This is a genomic window from Ensifer sp. ENS02 (genome assembly GCF_014851885.1).
GTDB classification, from domain to species: Bacteria; Pseudomonadota; Alphaproteobacteria; order Rhizobiales; family Rhizobiaceae; genus Ensifer; species Ensifer adhaerens.
Genome location: NZ_JACVAO010000030.1, coordinates 15,287 through 34,905, shown reverse-complemented (window position 1 = coordinate 34,905; position 19,619 = coordinate 15,287). Strand labels below are relative to the sequence as shown.

The 19,619-nt window shown below is 58.2% G+C and carries 15 protein-coding genes and 1 pseudogene; 9 read left to right on the top strand and 7 right to left on the bottom strand.

Annotated features, from left to right (window positions below; genetic code table 11):
- Positions 1-16 precede the first annotated feature (16 nt).
- Positions 17-910 (top strand): DUF72 domain-containing protein, encoded by an 894-nt coding sequence (locus IB262_RS34090; RefSeq protein ID WP_090428909.1) that lies wholly within the window; start codon positions 17-19, stop codon positions 908-910.
- Positions 911-1,676: 766 nt separating this feature from the next.
- Here IB262_RS34090 and IB262_RS34085 read toward each other — a convergent pair.
- Both IB262_RS34085 and IB262_RS34080 read right to left on the bottom strand, forming a co-directional pair.
- Positions 1,677-2,702 carry a YihY/virulence factor BrkB family protein gene (locus IB262_RS34085; RefSeq protein WP_210337842.1) on the bottom strand — a complete coding sequence of 342 codons (1,026 nt, stop codon included), beginning with the start codon at positions 2,700-2,702 and terminating at the stop codon, positions 1,677-1,679.
- A 20-nt stretch (positions 2,703-2,722) separates the two neighbouring features.
- Positions 2,723-3,013 carry a hypothetical protein gene (locus tag IB262_RS34080; protein WP_034800005.1) on the bottom strand — a complete coding sequence of 97 codons (291 nt, stop codon included), beginning with the start codon at positions 3,011-3,013 and terminating at the stop codon, positions 2,723-2,725.
- 610 nt (positions 3,014-3,623) lie between these two features.
- Between IB262_RS34080 and IB262_RS34075 the strand changes: the two genes are divergently transcribed.
- Both IB262_RS34075 and IB262_RS36295 read left to right on the top strand, forming a co-directional pair.
- Positions 3,624-4,490, top strand: coding sequence for an alpha/beta hydrolase (locus IB262_RS34075; RefSeq protein ID WP_110819832.1), 867 nt, complete (start codon positions 3,624-3,626; stop codon positions 4,488-4,490).
- A gap of 94 nt (positions 4,491-4,584) precedes the next feature.
- A pseudogene (locus IB262_RS36295) lies at positions 4,585-4,812 on the top strand (CsbD family protein).
- A gap of 321 nt (positions 4,813-5,133) precedes the next feature.
- Here IB262_RS36295 and IB262_RS36290 read toward each other — a convergent pair.
- The 5 genes from IB262_RS36290 to IB262_RS34050 form a co-directional block, all read right to left on the bottom strand.
- Positions 5,134-5,574 (bottom strand): hypothetical protein, encoded by a 441-nt coding sequence (locus IB262_RS36290; protein WP_246801983.1) that lies wholly within the window; start codon positions 5,572-5,574, stop codon positions 5,134-5,136.
- Positions 5,575-5,829: 255 nt separating this feature from the next.
- Positions 5,830-7,503, bottom strand: a complete 1,674-nt coding sequence (locus tag IB262_RS34065) for a response regulator (protein WP_060520799.1) — start codon at positions 7,501-7,503, stop codon at positions 5,830-5,832.
- Between the two features lie 10 nt (positions 7,504-7,513).
- On the bottom strand, positions 7,514-12,979 hold the full coding sequence (locus IB262_RS34060; protein ID WP_089046224.1) for a HAMP domain-containing protein: 5,466 nt from the start codon (positions 12,977-12,979) through the stop codon (positions 7,514-7,516).
- 297 nt (positions 12,980-13,276) lie between these two features.
- Positions 13,277-13,723, bottom strand: a complete 447-nt coding sequence (locus IB262_RS34055; RefSeq protein ID WP_089046223.1) for a hypothetical protein — start codon at positions 13,721-13,723, stop codon at positions 13,277-13,279.
- A 44-nt stretch (positions 13,724-13,767) separates the two neighbouring features.
- The gene (locus tag IB262_RS34050; protein WP_034800013.1) at positions 13,768-14,127 is read right to left on the bottom strand and encodes a hypothetical protein; all 360 of its coding nucleotides are present in this window, start codon (positions 14,125-14,127) and stop codon (positions 13,768-13,770) included.
- Positions 14,128-14,589: 462 nt separating this feature from the next.
- On the opposite strand from IB262_RS34050, the gene IB262_RS36285 reads away from it, so the two are divergent.
- From IB262_RS36285 to IB262_RS34020, 6 genes are all read left to right on the top strand, one after another.
- Entirely contained in the window at positions 14,590-15,057 is a 468-nt protein-coding gene (locus IB262_RS36285) for a hypothetical protein (RefSeq protein ID WP_246802825.1), read from the top strand.
- Between the two features lie 418 nt (positions 15,058-15,475).
- The gene (locus tag IB262_RS34040) at positions 15,476-15,781 is read left to right on the top strand and encodes a hypothetical protein (RefSeq protein ID WP_089046304.1); all 306 of its coding nucleotides are present in this window, start codon (positions 15,476-15,478) and stop codon (positions 15,779-15,781) included.
- 1,490 nt (positions 15,782-17,271) lie between these two features.
- On the top strand, positions 17,272-17,601 hold the full coding sequence (locus IB262_RS34035; protein ID WP_246802824.1) for a hypothetical protein: 330 nt from the start codon (positions 17,272-17,274) through the stop codon (positions 17,599-17,601).
- 865 nt (positions 17,602-18,466) lie between these two features.
- Positions 18,467-18,808: a hypothetical protein gene (locus IB262_RS34030; RefSeq protein ID WP_146243048.1), complete on the top strand. Its 342-nt coding sequence runs from the start codon at positions 18,467-18,469 to the stop codon at positions 18,806-18,808.
- A gap of 113 nt (positions 18,809-18,921) precedes the next feature.
- Entirely contained in the window at positions 18,922-19,140 is a 219-nt protein-coding gene (locus tag IB262_RS34025) for a hypothetical protein (protein ID WP_060609062.1), read from the top strand.
- A 204-nt stretch (positions 19,141-19,344) separates the two neighbouring features.
- Positions 19,345-19,527: a hypothetical protein gene (locus tag IB262_RS34020; RefSeq protein ID WP_060609066.1), complete on the top strand. Its 183-nt coding sequence runs from the start codon at positions 19,345-19,347 to the stop codon at positions 19,525-19,527.
- Positions 19,528-19,619: the final 92 nt, after the last annotated feature.

The window sequence follows — 19,619 nt, the reverse complement described above, 5'->3', positions numbered from 1 at the left end:
AACGGCGGATTGTCAGATGGTGGAGCGCTCTTCGGAAGAACTCGCAGAACGTCGCGCCCGTCGCGCGCAGCGCCGACAGAGGCAGCGGCTTGCGAATATAGGCCGGGCCGAAAAGATGCATGCGTTGAGATTGGCGCTGGGGACGAATGGAGGCGCGCTCACCATTCCGCGGGACCTGTTACACGGCCTCCATATCGGCTGCTCGGGTTGGTACTATTGGCACTGGAAAGGACAGCTTTATCCGGCAGATATTCCTTCGAGCAAGTGGTTTCCCATCTATGCCCAGCAGTTCCAAACGGTGGAGCTCAATGCGCCCTTTTATTCATGGCCGACGATCGCCGCGGTGAGGAATTGGCTGCGACAAGCAGGACCGAATTTTGTTTACACGGTCAAAGTCTGTGAGCTCATTACCCACGTCAGGCGCTTCGACGACACCAGCACCTTGGTCAAGGACTTTGGCTACATAGCCGACGTTCTCGGCCCCCAGATGGGCTGCTTTCTGTTTCAATTGCCTCCAAGCGTCCGTTACTCCGCCGAGATGTTGCACACCATACTGGCTCAGCTTGACCCTTCCCGTCGAAACGTTGTGGAGTTCCGCCACAAGAGTTGGTGGAATGACGACGTCTTCGACGCTTTTGAGAAAAATGGAACTATTTTCTGCTCCTGCAGTGGCCCTCGGCTGCCCGACGCCCTCGTGAAGACTTGCGATGACATCTATGTGCGGTTTCACGGGCCATATCAATGGTATAGGCACGATTACAGTGACGCCGAACTGAGGATATGGGCGGAACGCATCCGCCGAAGCGGAGCGAAAACGGTCTGGGCTTACTTCAACAATGATCGTGATGGTCATGCGATCAAGAATGCCAAGCGCCTGTCGGAGCTGCTGCTCGAGTGGGCTCCCCTTTGATCAGATTTTGCCTATAGCCCTATCTGGCTCGCCATCTCTATCGGAAACATTGAAGGGCCGCCGTGCGACCCCCCTTCACCATCTGGGACTATATGGCCTGCATTTTGGGGTCGAGCGGTGAGCTCCACCAGGACCTCCCGCCCGGGGCCTCCGACAATTGCCGTTCGTAGCAATGAGGCAGTTGACCGCCCCTGCGGGCATTCACTCAGCGCCTGAGATCGGCGCCGGGAAGGAGCTTGATCGAATTGGCACGACGGAAAAGGCCGACAAAAGAGCGAGGTTCGCAGATGCGCCAGGATCTACTGAGCAGGCGCGCCGCGGCGGCTTGCGTCTGCCGGGTATGCGCTAGTGCATCGGCCTCACGAAGCAGGAGTTTGCGAACTCTCGGGCTTAGTCGCAGACCGGCCGCGGAAATCGAAGGGCACAGCTAACCCGACGTTGGTGTCGCTGGACCGGCCATTCGGCAGTTCACCCTGGACTTGTGCACGCTCTTCCCGGAGGGCGGATGACCTGGGAGATCGCGCATGGAATTCATAGCGATAAGCGAACGCGATCTGCCGCGGCTTGAGGTTTCGTCGAAGTGCGAACGCCGAGCGCACTGGTGTCGGTGGCACGAGAACGGAGCCGAGCACGCGCCACAACGTCGGTCGTTGGAGCGTTTCTTGCTGACGGTGCGCACACCAGACCTTCAGAGTGATCGGCTCATTCGGGTCTGCAGATCCCCCGCCTCGGAGAGCGGTGCGCGAACCGACGTGGCTTTACGCGCCTAGTCGGCAGCTTTGCCGAGTGTGTCAGCAACGTAGGCGCCGCGTTCACCCATCGGGAGCGGTATACCGGTGGTGGAGTCGACGACTGTCTGGTGTTCGAGCTCCGCGTTAATCAGAGCACCTATGATGAGGATAACCGTCGAAATCCATACCCACATCATGAAACCCACTAGCGCGCCGAGAGCGCCGTAAGTCGCGTTGTAGTTCGCGAAATTCTGCAAATAGAAGGAAAAGAGCCATGAGGCGGCGAGCCACATAAACGTGCTGAATATGACACCCCAATTGAGCCACCGTAGCTTCGCCCGCTCGCGGCTCGGCCCGTACCGGTAGATCGAGGCCGTGCCGATAGCGACGAGGAAGAGGATCATCGGCCACCGCACCGTCCTCGTCAGGATTTCAGTCCACCGATCGAGCCACAGATACGCCAGCAAGGCGGGAATGACGCCGATAGCCACGATCAGGACCACCGCAAAAAGCAACCCGGCGAACGTGAATGCGAGACAAAGCAGCGTCCGGGTGACGAATGTCCTCTTCTCAGTTTCGCCATAGGCGACGTTCATGGCATCAAAAAGCGCCGAAATGCCATTGGCAGAACTCCAGAGCGAGATGAACAGGCCGCTGACGAAACCGAAACTAAGCGTTGTCGTCTTCTGGGAGGTCAAAGATTTCAACTGGTCCGAAATCAGAGCGTAAGACCCGGGTGGCAACAGATCGTCCAGCACGCTCATATGGGTTCCGATGTCGATGGGATCGGCGATGAAGCCGTAAAAGGACACGAGGGCAGCAAGAGCGGGAAAGAGTGCCAACAGAAGATAGAAACTCACCCCCGCCGCGATCAGGAAAACACGCTCCTCGAACATTTCTGAAACAACACGCCAAAAGACATCGCGAATGCCTTTCGGCGGTATCTCTTCAGGCGTTGAAGCATTTCGCCCCCTGCCCGGTTCCACGGCTTCCCTTGACTTCGTCACATCGACCTCTTGCCGCTTAAAAGTTATCGCCTCTGCGATTTCTTCGTCCGTCAATCTACGGATGCCAAGCCCCCTTAATCGTCATCGAAAAAATCAAATGTCTGCCTGCGTCGGGAGACAAGACGAAGAGAGCGATCCGGCTGAATGACATAGATCTCAGAAACGCGCCGACCGAATTGGTCTCGAAACTCGTGTGGCACGATGCTGCCTACAGGTGCTTTCGTCAGCTTGGTGCGAGGCTGGCCGCGATAGGTGATGCTACCGGGTATCGGTTCTAAGTTTGGCGAGAAGCCGTAAGTCGCGACGCCAGCGGTGCATCCGCCGAGCGAAACGCTGACAATGACCGCGGCAACTGAATTCCGCATCGTCTTTTTCCTTGATCTGGGCAGGCGGGCTTCATCGCTCGACTGGCATTGGCCGCAAATCCGATAAGCGCGCTAAAAGACGGAAAGTTCCAATCGGCCCCGGACAAGTATCCCAAGCCTATGTGATGGAGTACCTCGCGCGCCGCTTTTTGATTCGTTGATTCCCATAACTGGCTCCTCTCTCAGGCCAAAACCGGCGAGAAGCTTGAACGTTCCGCAGGGCGCTCGTCGCTTTCGCCCCCAAGCGGACGCTTCCGCGCTTGTCGAGCGTAACTGCTGGAAGGGTTTCATGCCGCCGCTATCCCTCCGTGTGGCTTTCTTCGACCATTGACGGGCGAGAATTCGCCAAAAGCGCCGAAGTAAAATTCCCACGTTGCGCCGACGGGAGACACAAATGGACGAAGTCCTGCGGACGTGATGATGGCCAGAATGGGCGGCGTGACAGGGCGTCGGACGTGTTCCGAATGCTAACCCGTGGGGCCCACGATTTGTTGGGGGAGGCAGACACTCGGTTGGAACTATCGGACTTTGCTAGAGGTTCTTCGGTTACTAACCGATCTGCGGCCCCGGATATAATGCAAACCGGCCCCATGGCACTCATGGCACCACCATGTTCGAGGGCTTCAAACTTGAAACGATACCTGTAACAGCTGGCCAGCTGCGGGTGCGACATGGCGGAAGCGGTCCGCCTGTTCTATTGCTTCACGGCCACCCCCGGACCCACGTCACCTGGTGGAAGGTGGCGGAGCGGCTGGCAGACACCTTTCGGGTTATCTGTCCAGATCTGCCGGGATTTGGTCAATCCTATGTTCCGCAGGATACGCCTGACCACTCCGGCTCGTCGAAACGGGCCAAGGCTGCCGCATGCGTCGAGCTGATGGGGGCGCTTGGACATACTCAATTTGCCGTTGTCGGGCATGATCGTGGCGCCTACACCGCGTTTCGGCTCGCAATGGATCATCCCGACAGCGTCACGCACCTGGTCGTACTCGACGCTGTTCCAATCCTGGAAGCTCTCGAACGAACTGGTGAGCAGTTTGCGAGAAAATGGTGGCATTGGTTTTTCTTTGCCGTCCCTGATAAGCCGGAACGCGCAATCCTTGCCGATCCGGATGCGTGGTACGGCGGCGAAATGGAACCAATGGGTCAGGCTGCCTATGAGGACTTCCGAGCCGCCACCCGCAATCCTTCCGTTGTTCACGGTATGCTTGAAGACTACCGGGCTGGGCTGGGTGTCGATAGGCAACACGACCTCGCCGATCGGCGGGCCGGCCGGTTGATCGAGTGCCCGATGTTGTGTCTATGGTCCAGGTTGGACGACCTCGCGGATCTCTACGATGATGTTCTGGCGGTCTGGAGCCCCCGGGCAACGAAGGTCGAGGGCCACTCCATCAGTTCAGGCCATCATATGGCTGAGGAAGCACCCGAGGAATTGTCGAAGGCACTTGCTCGCTTCCTAAGCCAAATCGAAATCTAGTCCTCTTCTTCAGCCTCACACCCGCCAGCCATCCCGCGAAGCGAAGCAGCCATTAGGTCGATCACCCTCCTCAAACCCCAATCTGGACAAACCGGTGAACAAAGGAGCCGCCAGGCGTTTCGCCGCCGGATCGCATGAAGGTAACTGCAAGCAATTCAACGGGAAAATCAAGGAAAGTGGGGCAAACTCACCGACGACGATCTTGATCAAGTAAGGGGAAAAACAAGATCAGCTAGAAGTGAAGATTCAGGAGCCTTACGGCCTCGAGAAGAATCGCGTCCGGCAAGACATCGACGACTGGTATGGCCGGCAAACCTGGTGACGTTGTCTGCCCGCCTTGGCGGGGCGGACTATTTTGATTTAGGAGCGGCGGGAACCGTTTGGAGCGAAGCTTTCCGCGTCCGGCACCAAATCAGAGGTTGGGGCAGCTTAAAAGACCGCGTGGCACGAAGGCGACGTGGGCATTTTGAGACCCTCCGACTCCCTCGAGGGCCTCAAGGTTTTTTGGAGGTGGCTGCAGCGCTCGCGCCGCTGGAGTCGAGCGAAAGGAAGGGCAACCACTCCAATGCTCGATATATTGCATCAACACTCCGTCTGGCAACAGCGCCGGTTTGAAAAGGGAGTCTCCGAATCCGCTCACCCATCACATCGGGTCATTGCCTTTCATCGCATTCGACATGTGCGTTTTGCATTTGTCGCTGTCGTTTGATGCAAGCGCCTCCTTTGCCATGGCGAGTTCTTTGTTTGCGTAGTCCTTCTTCATCTCGTCTTTGATGCTCTTTACGTCCTTCTCGAGCTTCGACATGTTCGATTGGTCACACACGATATCCGATAGGGCAAATGCGGGAGGCGTCGCTGCAACAAACAGCGCAGCTGCCGTTAACATTGTTTTTAGCATCGTGAATCTCCTCTTGATCCAGTAGATGTTGGACCAACCATCGAGCCAAACTCCCGTTCCTTCGGCAAAGTACACATCGTCGTGATCGAGATGTGAGCTTGCAGCAAGCGCCTTTCTGAAGTGACGCCTGAGCTCAGTCTGCGCCCGCCGGGTTCCGCGTGAAAGATTTCGCAGCGATCGGCTCACCCCCCACGCCACCCGCAGCTTCTTTGATTATCGTCAGCTGGAAACGTTGAAGTGGCTTGGCACGCGCGAGCTATGGATAGAGGCTGTCGCCTAGCGGCGTTCGGAAACAGTCATCCAAGCCGATGCGGCGGACCAGACATCGGCTGTGTCCTTCCTGTCGGGCGGCGATTCCCTTTTGGCCGTCTACTACTTCAACAGCCGCGAGAATTCCGAACGCTTCATCATTGCTGCGATGTTCAGCACGTGACGAAGTTCTCAAGCGGCTGTGGCCCGGTGGGCCACCGCGCGTCCGATCGTTGTTTGTAGTTCTTCCTGCGTAAACGGCTTTGTCATTCTCAAGAGCGCCTGAAGTCCCTCATCGTCGGGCAACTCAGAATATCCCGAAGCAAGGATCACTGGGAGACCCGGATAGGACGAGAAAATCAAACGTGCCAGCTCCGCACCCGTCATGCCTGGCATCGCCTGGTCGCTGATAACGAGATCGAACGTATGTCCCGATCCAAGGATCTCGAGTGCGGTGGCTGCCGAAGATGCCTCCACAACGGTATGGCCGAGATCCTCCAGCATAGCGGCTGTCCCCATACTGACGAGAACATCGTCGTCGACTACAAGTACCCTCAAAGGACTTTGGACTTGCGAAACCTCGAGCGCGGTGGTTTCCAAGGGCGTGCTCGCCGGCACGGAATCTTCGGCGACGGGCAACCAAAGCGCGACGGTAGTGCCTTCGTCCTTTCTACTCGAAAGGCTCAAGGCACCGCCGGATTGAGCTGCAAGGCCGTGGACCATCGACAAGCCGAGCCCCGTCCCTTTTCCCTGCCCCTTGGTGGTAAAAAATGGCTCGGTCGCGCGCGCCACAGTGGCCTCGTCCATGCCTTCACCGCTGTCCGAAACCGTTATTCGCACGTAGCGACCCGGCTTGAGGTTAACGGGCATCGATGTTAAATCCTCCTCAGCCGACACGACAAGCGTGCCGCCACCTACCATCGCATCGCGAGCGTTCACGAACAGGTTGAGCAAGGCAAGCTCGAGCTGGTTGCGATCGACGAGCAACGGCGGAAGAGATGCGGGAATGTGTTTTCGCACGTCGATGCCGGGGCCAAGAGCGCGGACGAGTATGTCTTCAATGTTTTGAAAAAGATCGAGGAAATCGATCGGTTGAGGTTTCAGTTCCTGACGACGGGCGAACGCCAGCAAGCGTTGGGTCAATGCGGCACCACGCTCGGCCGCCTGGATCGAGTTTTCGACCAGCCGCTCGCTCTTACCTCCCTGAGGGAGCTGCTTCTTCAAAAGCTTCAAACTGCCGAGGATCGCCATCAGCAGGTTGTTGAAGTCATGAGCAACACCGCCAGTCAATTGACCCACGGTGTCGAGCTTTTGCGCTTCGAACAGTTGCGCAAGCGCTGCCTCTCGTTCGCGCGTCCTCTGTTCGATGCGCTGTTCGAGTTCCTCATTGAGCTGCCGGAGTTCGGTCGCAGACGCCTCCAGCTCGGCTGTGCGCTCGCGGACTCGGTTCTCGAGTTCCGCATTGAGACGTTCGAGCTCGCGGGTCTTGCGGTAGAGATCCGCAAAGACCCTAACCTTGGCACGTAGGACATCCGGTACGATCGGGACCGAAACATAATCGACAGCGCCAGCGGCGTAACCGCGCAATCGGTCGGGTTCCGCCATCATGACGGCCGACACGAAGATGATCGCCGTGTTTTGGTATCGCGGATGCTCGCGGATCATGCTGACGAGTTCGAACCCGTCCTGTTCCGGCATGCACACATCGACCAGGATTACGGCGATGTCACTTCGAAGAAGATGCTCCAGAGCTTCCCGTCCGGATTGCGCCTTCAGGAGATTTTCACCCAGATCCTGGAGGACCACTTCGTAGCTCAGCAATTTCGTCGGTTGATCATCGACAAGAAGAATGTTGACAGGATTCATGCCCAAACCCTCAACGATGAAGCCACATACGAAGAGCTGCCAGCAGTTGCTCAGTATTGACCGGCTTTGCAAGGTAATCCGAAGCGCCTGCCTCCAGGCATTTCTCGCGATCTCCCTTCATCGCCTTGGCCGTGAGCGCAAGGATGGGAAGCCTGCGGAATTTCGAATCCGATCGAATGACCTGCATGGTTTCATAGCCGTCCATCCCGGGCATCATGATATCCATGAGAACGATGGCAACGCCTGGTTCGTTTTGAAGGACCTCGATGGCTTCGCTGCCGGTCGTCGCTGTCAGCACCCGCATACCCCGCCGTTCCAGCACGCTGCTTAGCGCAAAAATATTACGCGCATCGTCATCGACGAGCAACACGGCCTCCCCGAGCAGATCCTCATCCGAACTGTGCAGCTCTTCGAGCATGGTTTGCTTCGCCGCGGGCATGTCAGCTACCACCCGATGGAGGAACAACGCGGTTTCGTCGAGGAGTCTTTCCGGCGATTCCACTCCCTTCACGACGACGCTGCGTGCCATTGAGTGTAGTCGTGCGTCTTCCTCCGGAGAGAGTTCTCGCCCCGTGAATACGACAACCGGCACTTCAACGATGTCATCGTCGTCCCGAATCTTCTCCAGAACCTCAAAGCCGGTCATGTCGGGGAGCGTCAGGTCTAGAACCACACAGTCGATGGGATCGTTACGGAGGGCGACCAGAGCCTCCGCACCGGACCCCACGCTCGCAATGTCGATGTCATGGTCACCAAGGAGTGCGGTGACGCTCATGCGCTCGGCCTCGTTGTCTTCGACGAGAAGGAGGCGTTTGCGACGGGGCTCGGCGTAGTTTCTTAATCGCGAAAAAGCCTTGCCCACGCTATGTGCGGTGGTGGGCTTGGTCATGAACGCGAAGGCACCTCGCGCGAGGCCGTGCTGCCGGTCTTCATCGAGACTGATGATCTGGACCGGGATGTGTCGTGTTGCCGCGCTCTGCTTCAAATGGCTCAGTACGGTCCATCCGAGCATGTCCGGCAAGAAGATGTCGAGCGATATCGCGGCGGGTTTGAACTCATGGGCGAGATCCAATGCGTCGCTACCGCGGCTGGCGACCAGGACCTTGAAGCCGTTGTCACGGGCAAGGTCGACAAGAACCCGCGCATAGTGAGCGTCGTCTTCGATGATCAGAAGAACAACGTCGCCGGGTTCAATCACGCCGCGATCATCATCCATCTGTTCAGCCACTTTCTCGCCGCGCCATGCGGCTGCAGCCTCCGCCAGTTGCACCACATTGGTTGGAGCAGGAACAGATTTGAGCGCCGTCGACGCACCCACATATGTCAGCGGTAGAAAGAGCGTGAAGGTGCTGCCGATCCCGGGGGTGCTGCGCAACTGAATTTCTCCGCCAAGGAGGTTTGCTAGTTCTCGACTAATGGCGAGACCGAGCCCGGTGCCGCCGTATTTGCGGCTGGTCGAAGCGTCAGCCTGCTGAAATGCCTCGAAGATAATGCGTTGCTTCTCCGGCAAAATGCCGATCCCGGTGTCAGACACTTCGAACGCGATCACTGAGGGAGCGTGTTGGAGCGAGGGGTGATCCGAAGACCAGCCCTCCGTTGCCGCGGTCACCCGTAGCGTCACGCCGCCCTCTGCGGTGAACTTGAACGCGTTCGACAGCAGGTTCTTGAGGATCTGCTGCAATCGCTTGGAGTCTGTGATGACGCTTCTGGGAACGTCGTCGCCGATCTCCACCAAATAGCTGAGGTTGCGGTTTTCGGCCTCGTGGCGGAATGGCCTCGACATCATCTCCAGCAGGTTGTTGATGAATATCTCCTCAGCATCGACCGAAACCGTCCCGGACTCGATCTTCGAAAGGTCCAAGATATCGCTGATGAGGTTGAGGAGATCGGTGCCGGCTCCGTGAATTGTCTTGGCGAACTCCACCTGCTTACCCGACAGATTTCCGTCGGGATTGTCGCTTAGTTGCTGACCCAGAATGAGGATCGAGTTTAGCGGCGTCCGCAGCTCGTGGGACATGTTGGCAAGGAACTCGGATTTGTATTTCGATGTCAGTGCAAGTTCGGTCGCTTTTTCTTCCAGAGCCCGGCGGGCTTGCTCGATTTCCTGGTTCTTGCCTTCGACCTCGACGTTTCGCTCTTCGAGCTGCTGTGCTTTTTGTTCAAGTTGCTCGTTGGTCTGCTGCAACTCTCTCTGTTGGGTTTGAAGTTCCGTTGCCAGCTGCTGCGATTGCTTCAACAGTCCCTCTGTCTGCATGTTCGCTTCAATCGAGTTGAGCACAATCCCGATCGATGTCGTCAGCTGGTCCAGGAACGACAACTGCAGGTCTGTAAAATCGCCAGCCGAGGCTAGTTCGATGACTGCCTTGACCTGACCCTCGAATTGAACGGGCAGCACAATCGCGCTCTTGGGAAGTGCGGAAAACACGCCTGAACTGATCGGAACGACGTTGTCCGGCAGATTGGTAATGAGAATACGGCGTGCATCGCTCGCGCATTGTCCGATTAACCCCTGACCAAAATCCAGACGCGCCGGGTGGGTAGCATCGATCCCGTGGGCATAAGTCGACAAAAGCGAAAGTGTCGACCGGCGCTCGTCGCTATCAACCTTATAGATGACGCCCTGGTGTGCGCCGACCAGCGCTGCGAGCTCGGACAGCAGCATCCGCCCGACCAATGTCAGGTCGCGCTGCCCCTGCAACATATTGGTAAACCGGGCCAGGTTAGTCTTAAGCCAGTCTTGCTCGGTGTTGCGCTCCGTCGTGAGCCTTAGGTTGCCGATCATCGTGTTGATGTTGTCTTTCAACTCGGCCACCTCGCCGCGGGCCTCGACCTGGATTGAACGCGTCAGGTCACCTTTCGTCACAGCCGTCGCCACCTCAGCGATCGCTCTGACCTGCGTCGTCAGGTTTGCCGCGAGCAAGTTGACGTTGCCTGTGAGGTCTTTCCAGGTCCCGGCGGCGCCAGGAACGTTTGCCTGCCCGCCGAGCCGGCCCTCGACACCCACTTCGCGCGCCACGCTCGTGACCTGGTCGGCGAAGGTTGCAAGCGTACCCGTCATGTTGTTGATCGTCTCGGCAAGAGCGGCAACTTCGCCTTTGGAGGCAACCGTCAGGTTCTGCTTGAGGTCCCCGTTTGCAACAGCAGTCACCACCTTCACGATACCACGAACTTGCTCAGTCAGATTGGCAGCCATGACGTTTACCGTGTCGGTCAAGTCCTTCCAGGTTCCAGCGACACCCGGCACCTGCGCCTGTCCGCCGAGCTTTCCCTCGGTACCCACTTCGCGGGCCACACGCGTCACTTCGCCTGCAAAGGCGTTGAGCTGATCGACCATCGTGTTGATGGTGTTTTTGAGTTCGAGGATTTCCCCTTTGACGTCGACCGTGATCTTTCGGGAGAGATCACCGCGCGCGACAGCCGTGGTGACTTCGGCGATGTTGCGCACCTGGGTCGTCAGGTTGGCCGCAAGCAGATTGACGTTGTCGGTCAGATCTTTCCATGTGCCGGCGACACCGGGAACAACAGCCTGGCCACCCAGTCGGCCATCGGTACCGACCTCGCGCGCCACACGGGTCACCTCCCCCGCGAACGAGCGCAGCTGATCGACCATCGTGTTGAGCGTGTCCTTCAGGAGCAAGATTTCGCCGCGGACATCGACGGTGATCTTGCGCGACAAATCGCCGTTGGCAATCGCGGTCGCGACCTCGGCGATGTTGCGGACCTGGTCCGTCAGGTTGCCGGCCATCGAGTTGACGCTATCGGTCAAGTCCTTCCAGGTGCCCGCGACACCGGAGACCTGCGCCTGCCCCCCAAGCTTGCCCTCCGTCCCGACCTCGCGCGCCACGCGTGTAACCTCGCCGGCAAAGGCATTGAGCTGATCGACCATCGTATTGATGGTATTCTTGAGCTCTAGGATTTCGCCTTTGACGTCGACGGTGATCTTGCGCGAAAGATCGCCCCTTGCCACGGCCGTCGTGACTTCGGCAATGTTTCGCACCTGGCCCGTCAGGTTCGATGCCATGAAGTTCACATTTTCAGTGAGATCCTTCCAGGTGCCAGCAACGCCTGGAACCTGTGCTTGACCGCCAAGCTTGCCCTCGGTACCGACTTCGCGGGCGACGCGAGTAACTTCGGAAGCGAAACGGTTCAACTGGTCCACCATGGTGTTGAGCGTTTCTTTCAGTTGAAGGATCTCGCCTTTCACGTCGACGGTAATCTTGCGTGAAAGGTCGCCGTTGGCGATGGCGGTCGACACCTCGGCGATGTTTCGAACCTGAGCCGTGAGGTTACCAGCCATGGAATTCACACTGTCGGTCAAGTCCTTCCACGTGCCGGCAACGCCTGGGACTTGTGCTTGCCCGCCCAGACGCCCCTCGGTGCCAACCTCACGGGCGACGCGCGTTACCTCCCCTGCAAAGCCATTCAGCTGGTCGACCATCGTATTGATGGTTTCCTTGAGCTCAAGGATTTCTCCCGACACGTCGACAGTGATCTTGCGCGAGAGATCTCCTCGGGCAACCGCGGTCGTGACCTGTGCAATGTTTCGAACCTGGGCCGTTAGATTGCCGCACATGGCGTTGACGGAGTCCGTCAAGTCCTTCCAGGTCCCGGCAACGCCTGGCACGAGCGCTTGGCCGCCGAGCTTTCCTTCCGTTCCCACTTCGCGTGCAACACGCGTTACCTCCGAGGCGAAAGAGCGAAGCTGATCCACCATCGTGTTTATGGCCTCTTTCAACTGCAAGATTTCGCCGCGGACATCGACGGTGATCTTTTTCGACAGATCGCCGTTGGCAACCGCGATCGTAACCTCGGCGATATTGCGCACCTGTGCCGTCAGGTTTGACGCCATCGAGTTGACGCTTTCGGTGAGGTCCTTCCAGACGCCGGTGACTTCAGGGACCTGCGCCTGGCCGCCGAGCTTGCCATCAGTGCCGACTTCACGGGCGACGCGCGTGACTTCCGAGGTGAATACGCTGAGCTGTTTGATCATCGTATTGACGATATTCGCGGATCTTAAAAACTCCCCCTTGAGGAGGCGACCATCGACGTCGAGCGGAACGGTCTGCAAAAGATCGCCTTTGGCGACTGCGGCAATCGTACGGGTTACGGCAGCCGTGGGCCATACGAGATCATCGATCAGCGTATTGATGGAGTCTTCCATATCGGACCAGGACCCGTCGGAAAGCCCGAAGCGGACTCGGGTGCTTGTGCGTCCGTCGCGCCCCACCACTTGACCAACGTGCGCTAGCTGCTGAGCCATCTTCTGGTTGGCGGCGACCAGGTCGTTGAAGGTATCGGCTATCTTTCCTGTGATACCATCCAGGTCAAGCCTCATCCTGACCGAGAAGTCTCCTCGCTTCATCGCGAGCAGTGCTTCGAACAAGGCGCGTGCGTCTTCGCCCGCCATGATTGCCGGGTCCAGAGGATCGACTGAGCCCATATTGTCACGCCGGACATCGCCACTTTGTCTTCCCACCTTGGTGTTCTCCGTTGAGGCAAGATAGATCTACCGCTCGACCCACAAATTGCCATGGGCACCGCGCGGCTTGTTGGAACGCTCTGGTCCAATGGGACGCGATGCCTTCGACGAAGAAAAGCCAAGTTGCACAAAGCAGAAGAGGCGGGGGACATCCCGGTCAATGCCGCGCCACTTGTCTCGGCCCCCTTCTCAACATCAATGGGTGGAATGCAGACAGTACAAGGCGGTGGAAATTGTCTCCCCCGACCCAAGGTTGGTCGTAAGATGTTGGCGACGGTAACGGATTACATGATTCTACTCCTGAGTCGGCCGGATGTTGCCGACCGAGATCGCACCGGAAAGCACGCCCCTCCTGAGATCCGATCTTCCTCTTTCAATCTCGACCACGCTGTAAAGTTTTTCGGATCGAAACGCACTTGCCTGCAGCGTCGTTACGTCCTCCGCAGGAGCCGCGTCGACCTCCATGAAATCCAGCTCGCCGCCGGCCGCCACAACCCGGGCATCCCCGGCAGTGCGCGCAGCCACCACAACCACGCCGTGCGGTGGAGCGTTTGCCCAGCGGGGATCATTTGCCTCCGCAATGGGAACAAGCCGGTAGACGTTGAGGGTTTCGACCGCTTCACCAGTCGCAACAACTCGCGCGTCCGCCATTTGCGCCTGGCTTTCGAGCGAGCGTCCGAACGTGGTTCCAGGTGCTGTTGGCTGGCTATTTCTGTCATCCGTTCCATTGTCGTTCGACATAGGATCCTCCCGATGTATTCACCGTGGCCTTTTGCCTGTAGGGATCAGATTCTGCCGTCACGTCGAGCCGTAAGCAACGGTAGGATCGCTGCACCCGGTGCTCCGGGACGAAAGTGTTGAACCACGCGGGCGAGTACGAGCGTTGTCGCCGCCGCTATGACGATCCTCAACCACAGATGGACGTCCCGGCGCGATGGAACGTCCAACCCCTCTGTTTTCGCGTGAATTGGCACCAGCCGCGCCTGCAATTGAGCGAGCTCTCGGCGCAATTCTGCGATCTGCTCCTGTGGGGAAGGGGAGGCTTCCGGCACCTGCTCGTCTGCAGGGCTTTCTTCCTCGAGCTCAGCCAGATGTTCTTGCAACTGCGCGAGGTTTTCAAACCCCTTTGCTTTGATATTTACCATTGCAACTTCTCCATCGGAACGAACTTGGCGGCCGGCCATCAGTGAAACCCGCACGAGAGACGGTGGTTCCGTCCAAATGTGAAAAGACACCTGCGCTCGTTCAAGGGTTGATAGAGTTCATCGCGCCAGACGCCGGGAGGAGTTCAGGTGGCGAATTGCTTGCAAGCCTGGGCAAGGCAGTTCATAGGCGATGAGCCTGTGGTTAGAGGGCCCCCCGCGAGAGGATTGTTACGTAACCTGGGTGAAGCGCGCGCAACGACGTCGGCTGCACGGATCTTCAGGAGTTTCCGATCGTGCGGCAACGGCTCCATGTCACGCCTTTTTGCCTGGCCGACGACGTACCCTCCGTTTGAAATTCCCAGGAACATTTTGAAAGGCCGAAGGTTTGCGCGCCAGTGATAGCGAATGCAGGTCCTTGCACTTCGCTGCCTGATCGCTCCGTCAGATACGAGGTCCGAGATCATGACATACATTGCATCCCCAAGAACTGCGAAGGGCACGTTGGAGAGGTCGGCCGACTGTTACCAGTGCTTCTCGTCCATTCTTTCAGCTCATGAAGGGCGGGACAGTTGGCAAGACTTCGAAACCGAATGGGTCGCCGCGGCCGTCGAGGCCGGATGGGAAGAAGATGAGGTTCGCGCAGCTTTGAAGAGATTTCGCTCGGCCGATGCGTCCGCGAGCGCGAGTTCAGCAATGCCTGACGCCGAACAAAAGTCGACCTCCGAGGCGCTCTCGGCTCAAGGGCCGAGGGATGAACAACCCGAGGGCAACGAGTCTGCGCGAGGGCTTCAAGAGAGTGCCCAACGAGAGGAGCGCCGGATTGAACTCCAAAAAGGAAGCCCCTTGGCAAAAGGGGAGGAACGTTTCGAGGAGCGTTCGCGAAGCTCCGACGGCAAAAGCGCGGGAGAGAAACAAGACCCTAAGGCATGAGGTGTCGCGATACCGGCGGGATCGAAGGGTTTGCAAATCCCTTGTTGGCTCACCCTCCCCTGTTCAATGTGGAAGCCTGCAAGCACGGACGCATGTCGAGCGGTATGAAAAGACTTACCACCACAAGCATCGCTGCGGCCAAGCAGGAGGCGATTGAAGCCGCGGGAGTTGCAGCCGATACTGTTTCCGCAGGCGCATTTCTCGGTCCTGGTGGTTGAACGCGGTGCTTTGCAGGGTGGGTTGGCGGCGTCTAACGAAACACGGCAATGACTTTACGCGAAGAGTGAGAGCAGTGGTCCGCAAGCATTTCTGATCCTACGAGGGGCAGGTCATTGACGATGACTGTGGCTTTTTATCTCGCTGGAAGAAACCACCTGGCAATTAGAGGATTGGACTGCTCGAAATCAAGGAACCGGACATGCATCTTATCCAGATCTTACTGCCTCTCAAACGACAAGATGGGCAACCGTTCGGTTCCCAAATGTTCGATACCGTTCGGCATCAACTTGCGGAGGCCTTCGGCGGCATAACGTTTTACAGGAATGCTCCCGCGGAAGGAAATTGGGTATCCGGAGCTGAAATGGAGCGTGATCAGATCGTTGTGGCGGAAGTAATGACAGAAAACCTCGACCAGCTATGGTGGCGGGTTTATCGCCATGAATTGGAGTGTGCGTTTGGCCAGCAAGAGATTGTCATTCGAGCGTTGCCGATCAAGCGGCTTTAAGTTCTTTCGCCGTCGCTGGAAGCTTTGTTAGTCAGGTTCACAAAGCAAGGATCGGGCTGCCAAGGCAGGCCTGTATCGAGCTGAAACTCGCCCCTGCCCGCAGTGACAAAACTTGAACCCATCAATCGATGGGAGAATGAAGGCGGCGTAATTGCACACTCACCTTTTGAGCACTCACCTTTGAGGCTTCGTCGAAGCCCGATATGGCGCGCACTCCACTCCTTTTATGCGAGATGTCAGTGCGCATTCGGCCCAAACTCGCAATCCAAGATCTTGGCCTCCAAGATCTTGCCTTCACACGAAGGGTCTTCGAAACGGCTTGCGCCAAAACGCAACATTCCACGTACCAGCAGGCCCGCTGACCTGCTTGCAAACTTCATCGCGATGAGTATCGGTTTGGAAATACGGATGAAACCTCCCTACCAGAACGCTATCTGGTTCGGAACCGCCGGGTTGCGCCTGCTGCTGAGGGCAGCTCACCCAAGTTGCGGCAAACGCGACAGGGTAAAGGTCGGGCGGGCCTGCGCAAACCTGGCGTTTTCAAAAGCGAAGCGAGACAGGCTCTCGATTCCGCCATCGGGCTTCAGTCCCATATGGCCGCGTAAAAGTTTCAGGCTGGTGGTCCTCCGCCGCCGAGGGAACATTCCGCATCGGCAACCGTTCTCGAATACCGATGATCGATTCCCGCAACGGATCAAAGGCAGGGCTTCCATCGATAGTTTTAAGAATGGAGTCCTATTGTGTAGCACGGTTCGTATACCACGCGCGCTCTAAGACCCCGTCCAAAGGGACGGGGTCATTTCTTTTGGCGCGCAGGTACTATTTCAAGATGCGAGTGTTCTCACTTTGTCTTGATACCGTTTCCCCGATAGAGGGTTAGGCGCAGGGCTCCCACAAATTTCCCCAGTGAAGTCTCTCGACAAGATCCCCTAGCCTCGTCGCGCCCCGACGGGGCCATTCCTTTTCATGCCCCCAAGATTTCGCGGAAGCAGTTTGCTTCGTTTAGACACGACGGTCGCAGCATCTCGTTGTTCAACCGGAGGAACTAAAGCTCGCCCCTAAACGGCGCCCAAAACACTCAGGATAGTACCCTAGCCCTGTAGGCAGTTTTTAAGCCGAGTCGTCCGACGGAACCTTTCTCCTCACCAAAGATTACATAACATATAGCTAAATTAGTGAGGTCGAAATGAACACGATACATAGACTTCTGATAAGCACCGGTCTGACCGTGGTGTCGGCAGGTTTCTTATTCATAGCCGTCCCGGCGCAAGGGAAAATCGCCGAGCGCTCCATTTTCCCGGGTCAGTGTGGCCCGATTGGAGACGCAAACAAGATCAATGGAGCCGGAGGAGCACAATGTGAGCGATTGCCGGCGACAAACGCAATCGCCCCGACAACAACGAATGGCAAAACGGATCGGACCGCCACCAGTCCGGGCGGTAACACCAACCCGGGTACTCCTGTTAGCGGCGGTGATCCCGGCACCGGCAGTGGCGGTGATCCCGGCACCGGCAGCGGCGGCGATCCTGGCACCGGCAGTGGCGGCGATCCCGGCACCGGCAGCGGCGGTGATCCCGGCACTGGCAGCGGCGGTGATCCTGGCACCGGCAGCGGCGGTGATCCGGGCACCGGCAGCGGCGGCGATCCTGGCACCGGCGGCGGCGGTGATCCGGGCACCGGCAGCGGCGGCGATCCTGGCACCGGCGGCGGCGGTGATCCCGGCACCGGCAGCGGCGGTGATCCTGGCACCGGCAGTGGCGGCGATCCTGGCACCGGCAGTGGCGGCGATCCCGGCACTGGTTCAACGGGTGATTGAATAACAATCAAAACCCCGCCCCCCGCGGGCCACACTTGCCCGCCCTCTGGAGGCGCTGCCTTTTACCGTTGCCTACCACTTCAAAAACTACGCGCCTGATGGCCTTAGCGAAACTGAGGCCCAGCGCCATCGCCGCACAGAGACAGGAACCGATCAAGGTCGGGAAGGGCCCAGCGTTTTTCCAACCTCCTGGCCCAACAAAGCACACTGTCCTCGGCCCCGTCGTTGACTTCAGGACCGTTTCTTATTGGGAGGCCAGGAACTCTCATAACGAAAGCGTTTCTCAATTGTCCTTATCCCGTTTCCCCGATCGAGATCAGGCCCGAGCTTCACGATCGTCCCCAAGTGAAGTCTCTTCGATAAGCGCCTCTGGCCTCGTCGTCCCGCGACGGGGCCATTCCTTTTTGTGATCGCTCGGTCGCTTCCAGGCTCCGTTTCTCCGTGCCAGCCCCTAGCAATAGACTATTCGCGCAGCGATTTTATTACTCCGCCCTGGACTGACAACGACACCAGAACAGCCTTTCCGTTCCTGCGGTTCGCTTTCAGACGCGGGCCAAGATCCTCCACATGGGACCTTGGTCCCACAGGCGCTGACAAAGGTCCCATGCCACGCGTCGGACGGAACCATTTCCCTCACTCAAGTTTATTTTGCATGAAGCTAATTTAGTGAAGCGAAAATGAACGCGATACGTGAACTTCTGATAAGCACCGGTCTGGCCCTGGTGTCGGCCGGGTTTTTATCGACAGCCACCCCAGCACAAGGACAGATGATTGAGCGCTCCGTTTTCCCCGGGCAGTGCAGTCCCCGTGGGCCGGCAAACCGGATGGTCGAGGCTGCAGAAGAACAATGCGAGCCGCTGTCGGCCGCGGTGACAAGTGCAATCGTCCCGACAATATCGAAAGGCAATCCGGGTAAGACCGACACCAAAACGGGTGCTGGCAGAAACCCAGGCACCCCATCTACCGGTGGCGGCGGCCCCGGCGCTGGCGATCTGGGCCACGGCAATGTTGGCGACCCCGGCACGGGCGGGGGTGATCCGGACCACGGCGGTGGCGGCGACCCCGGCACGGGCGGTGGTGATCCGGGTCACGGCGGTGGCGGCGACCCCGGCACGGAGGGGGATGATCCGGGCCACGGCGGTGGCGGCGACCCCGGCACTGGTGACGGTCCCGCTCACGGTAGTGGCGATCCCGGTCACGCAGGTGAATGACCAGATTAATCGTGTCCAGCGGGTTACGCGTGAGCTTCGCTCCTATCGATCCGGGCGGCCGCTCAGTTCCCCGCCCTCAGAGTAGGGCCAAACATGACTGAAGGCGACGTCAGATGGACGCCAGCGAAATCCCGTTCTTCGTCTCTGACCTCATCGAAGCAGCCTGCGACGTCCCTGCTGTCGGCCACGACAGCTACGTGATTGGCGAAGTTCAGGAGCACTCTTCAACGCAGGAATTGCTGAACCAAACGGAGATCGCGCCACCTGAGGTGGGAGTTGGTGGCCGATCGGCCTATAGAGCTAGTCAGCATTCGCGCCCATCGTGTACCTGACGAGGCAGAATTGAAGGTGAGAAGCCACCTTTTTCGTCGGCCGAGGTTACAAGGTCTGCTTCTGATCCCTCGTTGACACCGGAGCCTTGTGGGCTCGTCAGTCGCCTTTCGGGGCCAGCTTTTTCGCGATCAAATGACATGGAAACCCTCCGTATGCGGAACCCGCACCTATCCAGGGCCGTTGTACTGGGAAGGAGTATCGCTATGGCAACCAAAGTCACCAATGCAAAGCCTGAGCAGGCGAAGCCGGAAGACGTCCATCACCCCGCCGATCGCAAAAAGCACCGCGACGAGGAATCGATCGCGCCGCCAACCGTTCAACCTCCTGACGCCAAGGATACGAGTGAAAAACCGGAAGTGAACCCTGTCACTGGTGTAGCGACCTAAGCTCAGGCCTCTTCTACTTGTCTCGCGCGACCGTTCTGGCATCTTTGTCGTTGCTGTTATGCCGACGACCGCCCTCGGCCCGTTAACGGCTC

Coding starts and splice junctions, on each gene's coding strand:
- IB262_RS34065 (WP_060520799.1), bottom strand. CDS start 7,503: ATGAATCCTGTCAACATTCTTCTTGTCGATGATCAACCGACGAAATTG.
- IB262_RS34055 (WP_089046223.1), bottom strand. CDS start 13,723: ATGTCGAACGACAATGGAACGGATGACAGAAATAGCCAGCCAACAGCA.
- IB262_RS34020 (WP_060609066.1), top strand. CDS start 19,345: ATGGCAACCAAAGTCACCAATGCAAAGCCTGAGCAGGCGAAGCCGGAA.
- IB262_RS34090 (WP_090428909.1), top strand. CDS start 17: ATGGTGGAGCGCTCTTCGGAAGAACTCGCAGAACGTCGCGCCCGTCGC.
- IB262_RS34075 (WP_110819832.1), top strand. CDS start 3,624: ATGTTCGAGGGCTTCAAACTTGAAACGATACCTGTAACAGCTGGCCAG.
- IB262_RS34025 (WP_060609062.1), top strand. CDS start 18,922: ATGGACGCCAGCGAAATCCCGTTCTTCGTCTCTGACCTCATCGAAGCA.
- IB262_RS34050 (WP_034800013.1), bottom strand. CDS start 14,127: ATGGTAAATATCAAAGCAAAGGGGTTTGAAAACCTCGCGCAGTTGCAA.
- IB262_RS36285 (WP_246802825.1), top strand. CDS start 14,590: ATGACATACATTGCATCCCCAAGAACTGCGAAGGGCACGTTGGAGAGG.
- IB262_RS34080 (WP_034800005.1), bottom strand. CDS start 3,013: ATGCGGAATTCAGTTGCCGCGGTCATTGTCAGCGTTTCGCTCGGCGGA.
- IB262_RS34040 (WP_089046304.1), top strand. CDS start 15,476: ATGCATCTTATCCAGATCTTACTGCCTCTCAAACGACAAGATGGGCAA.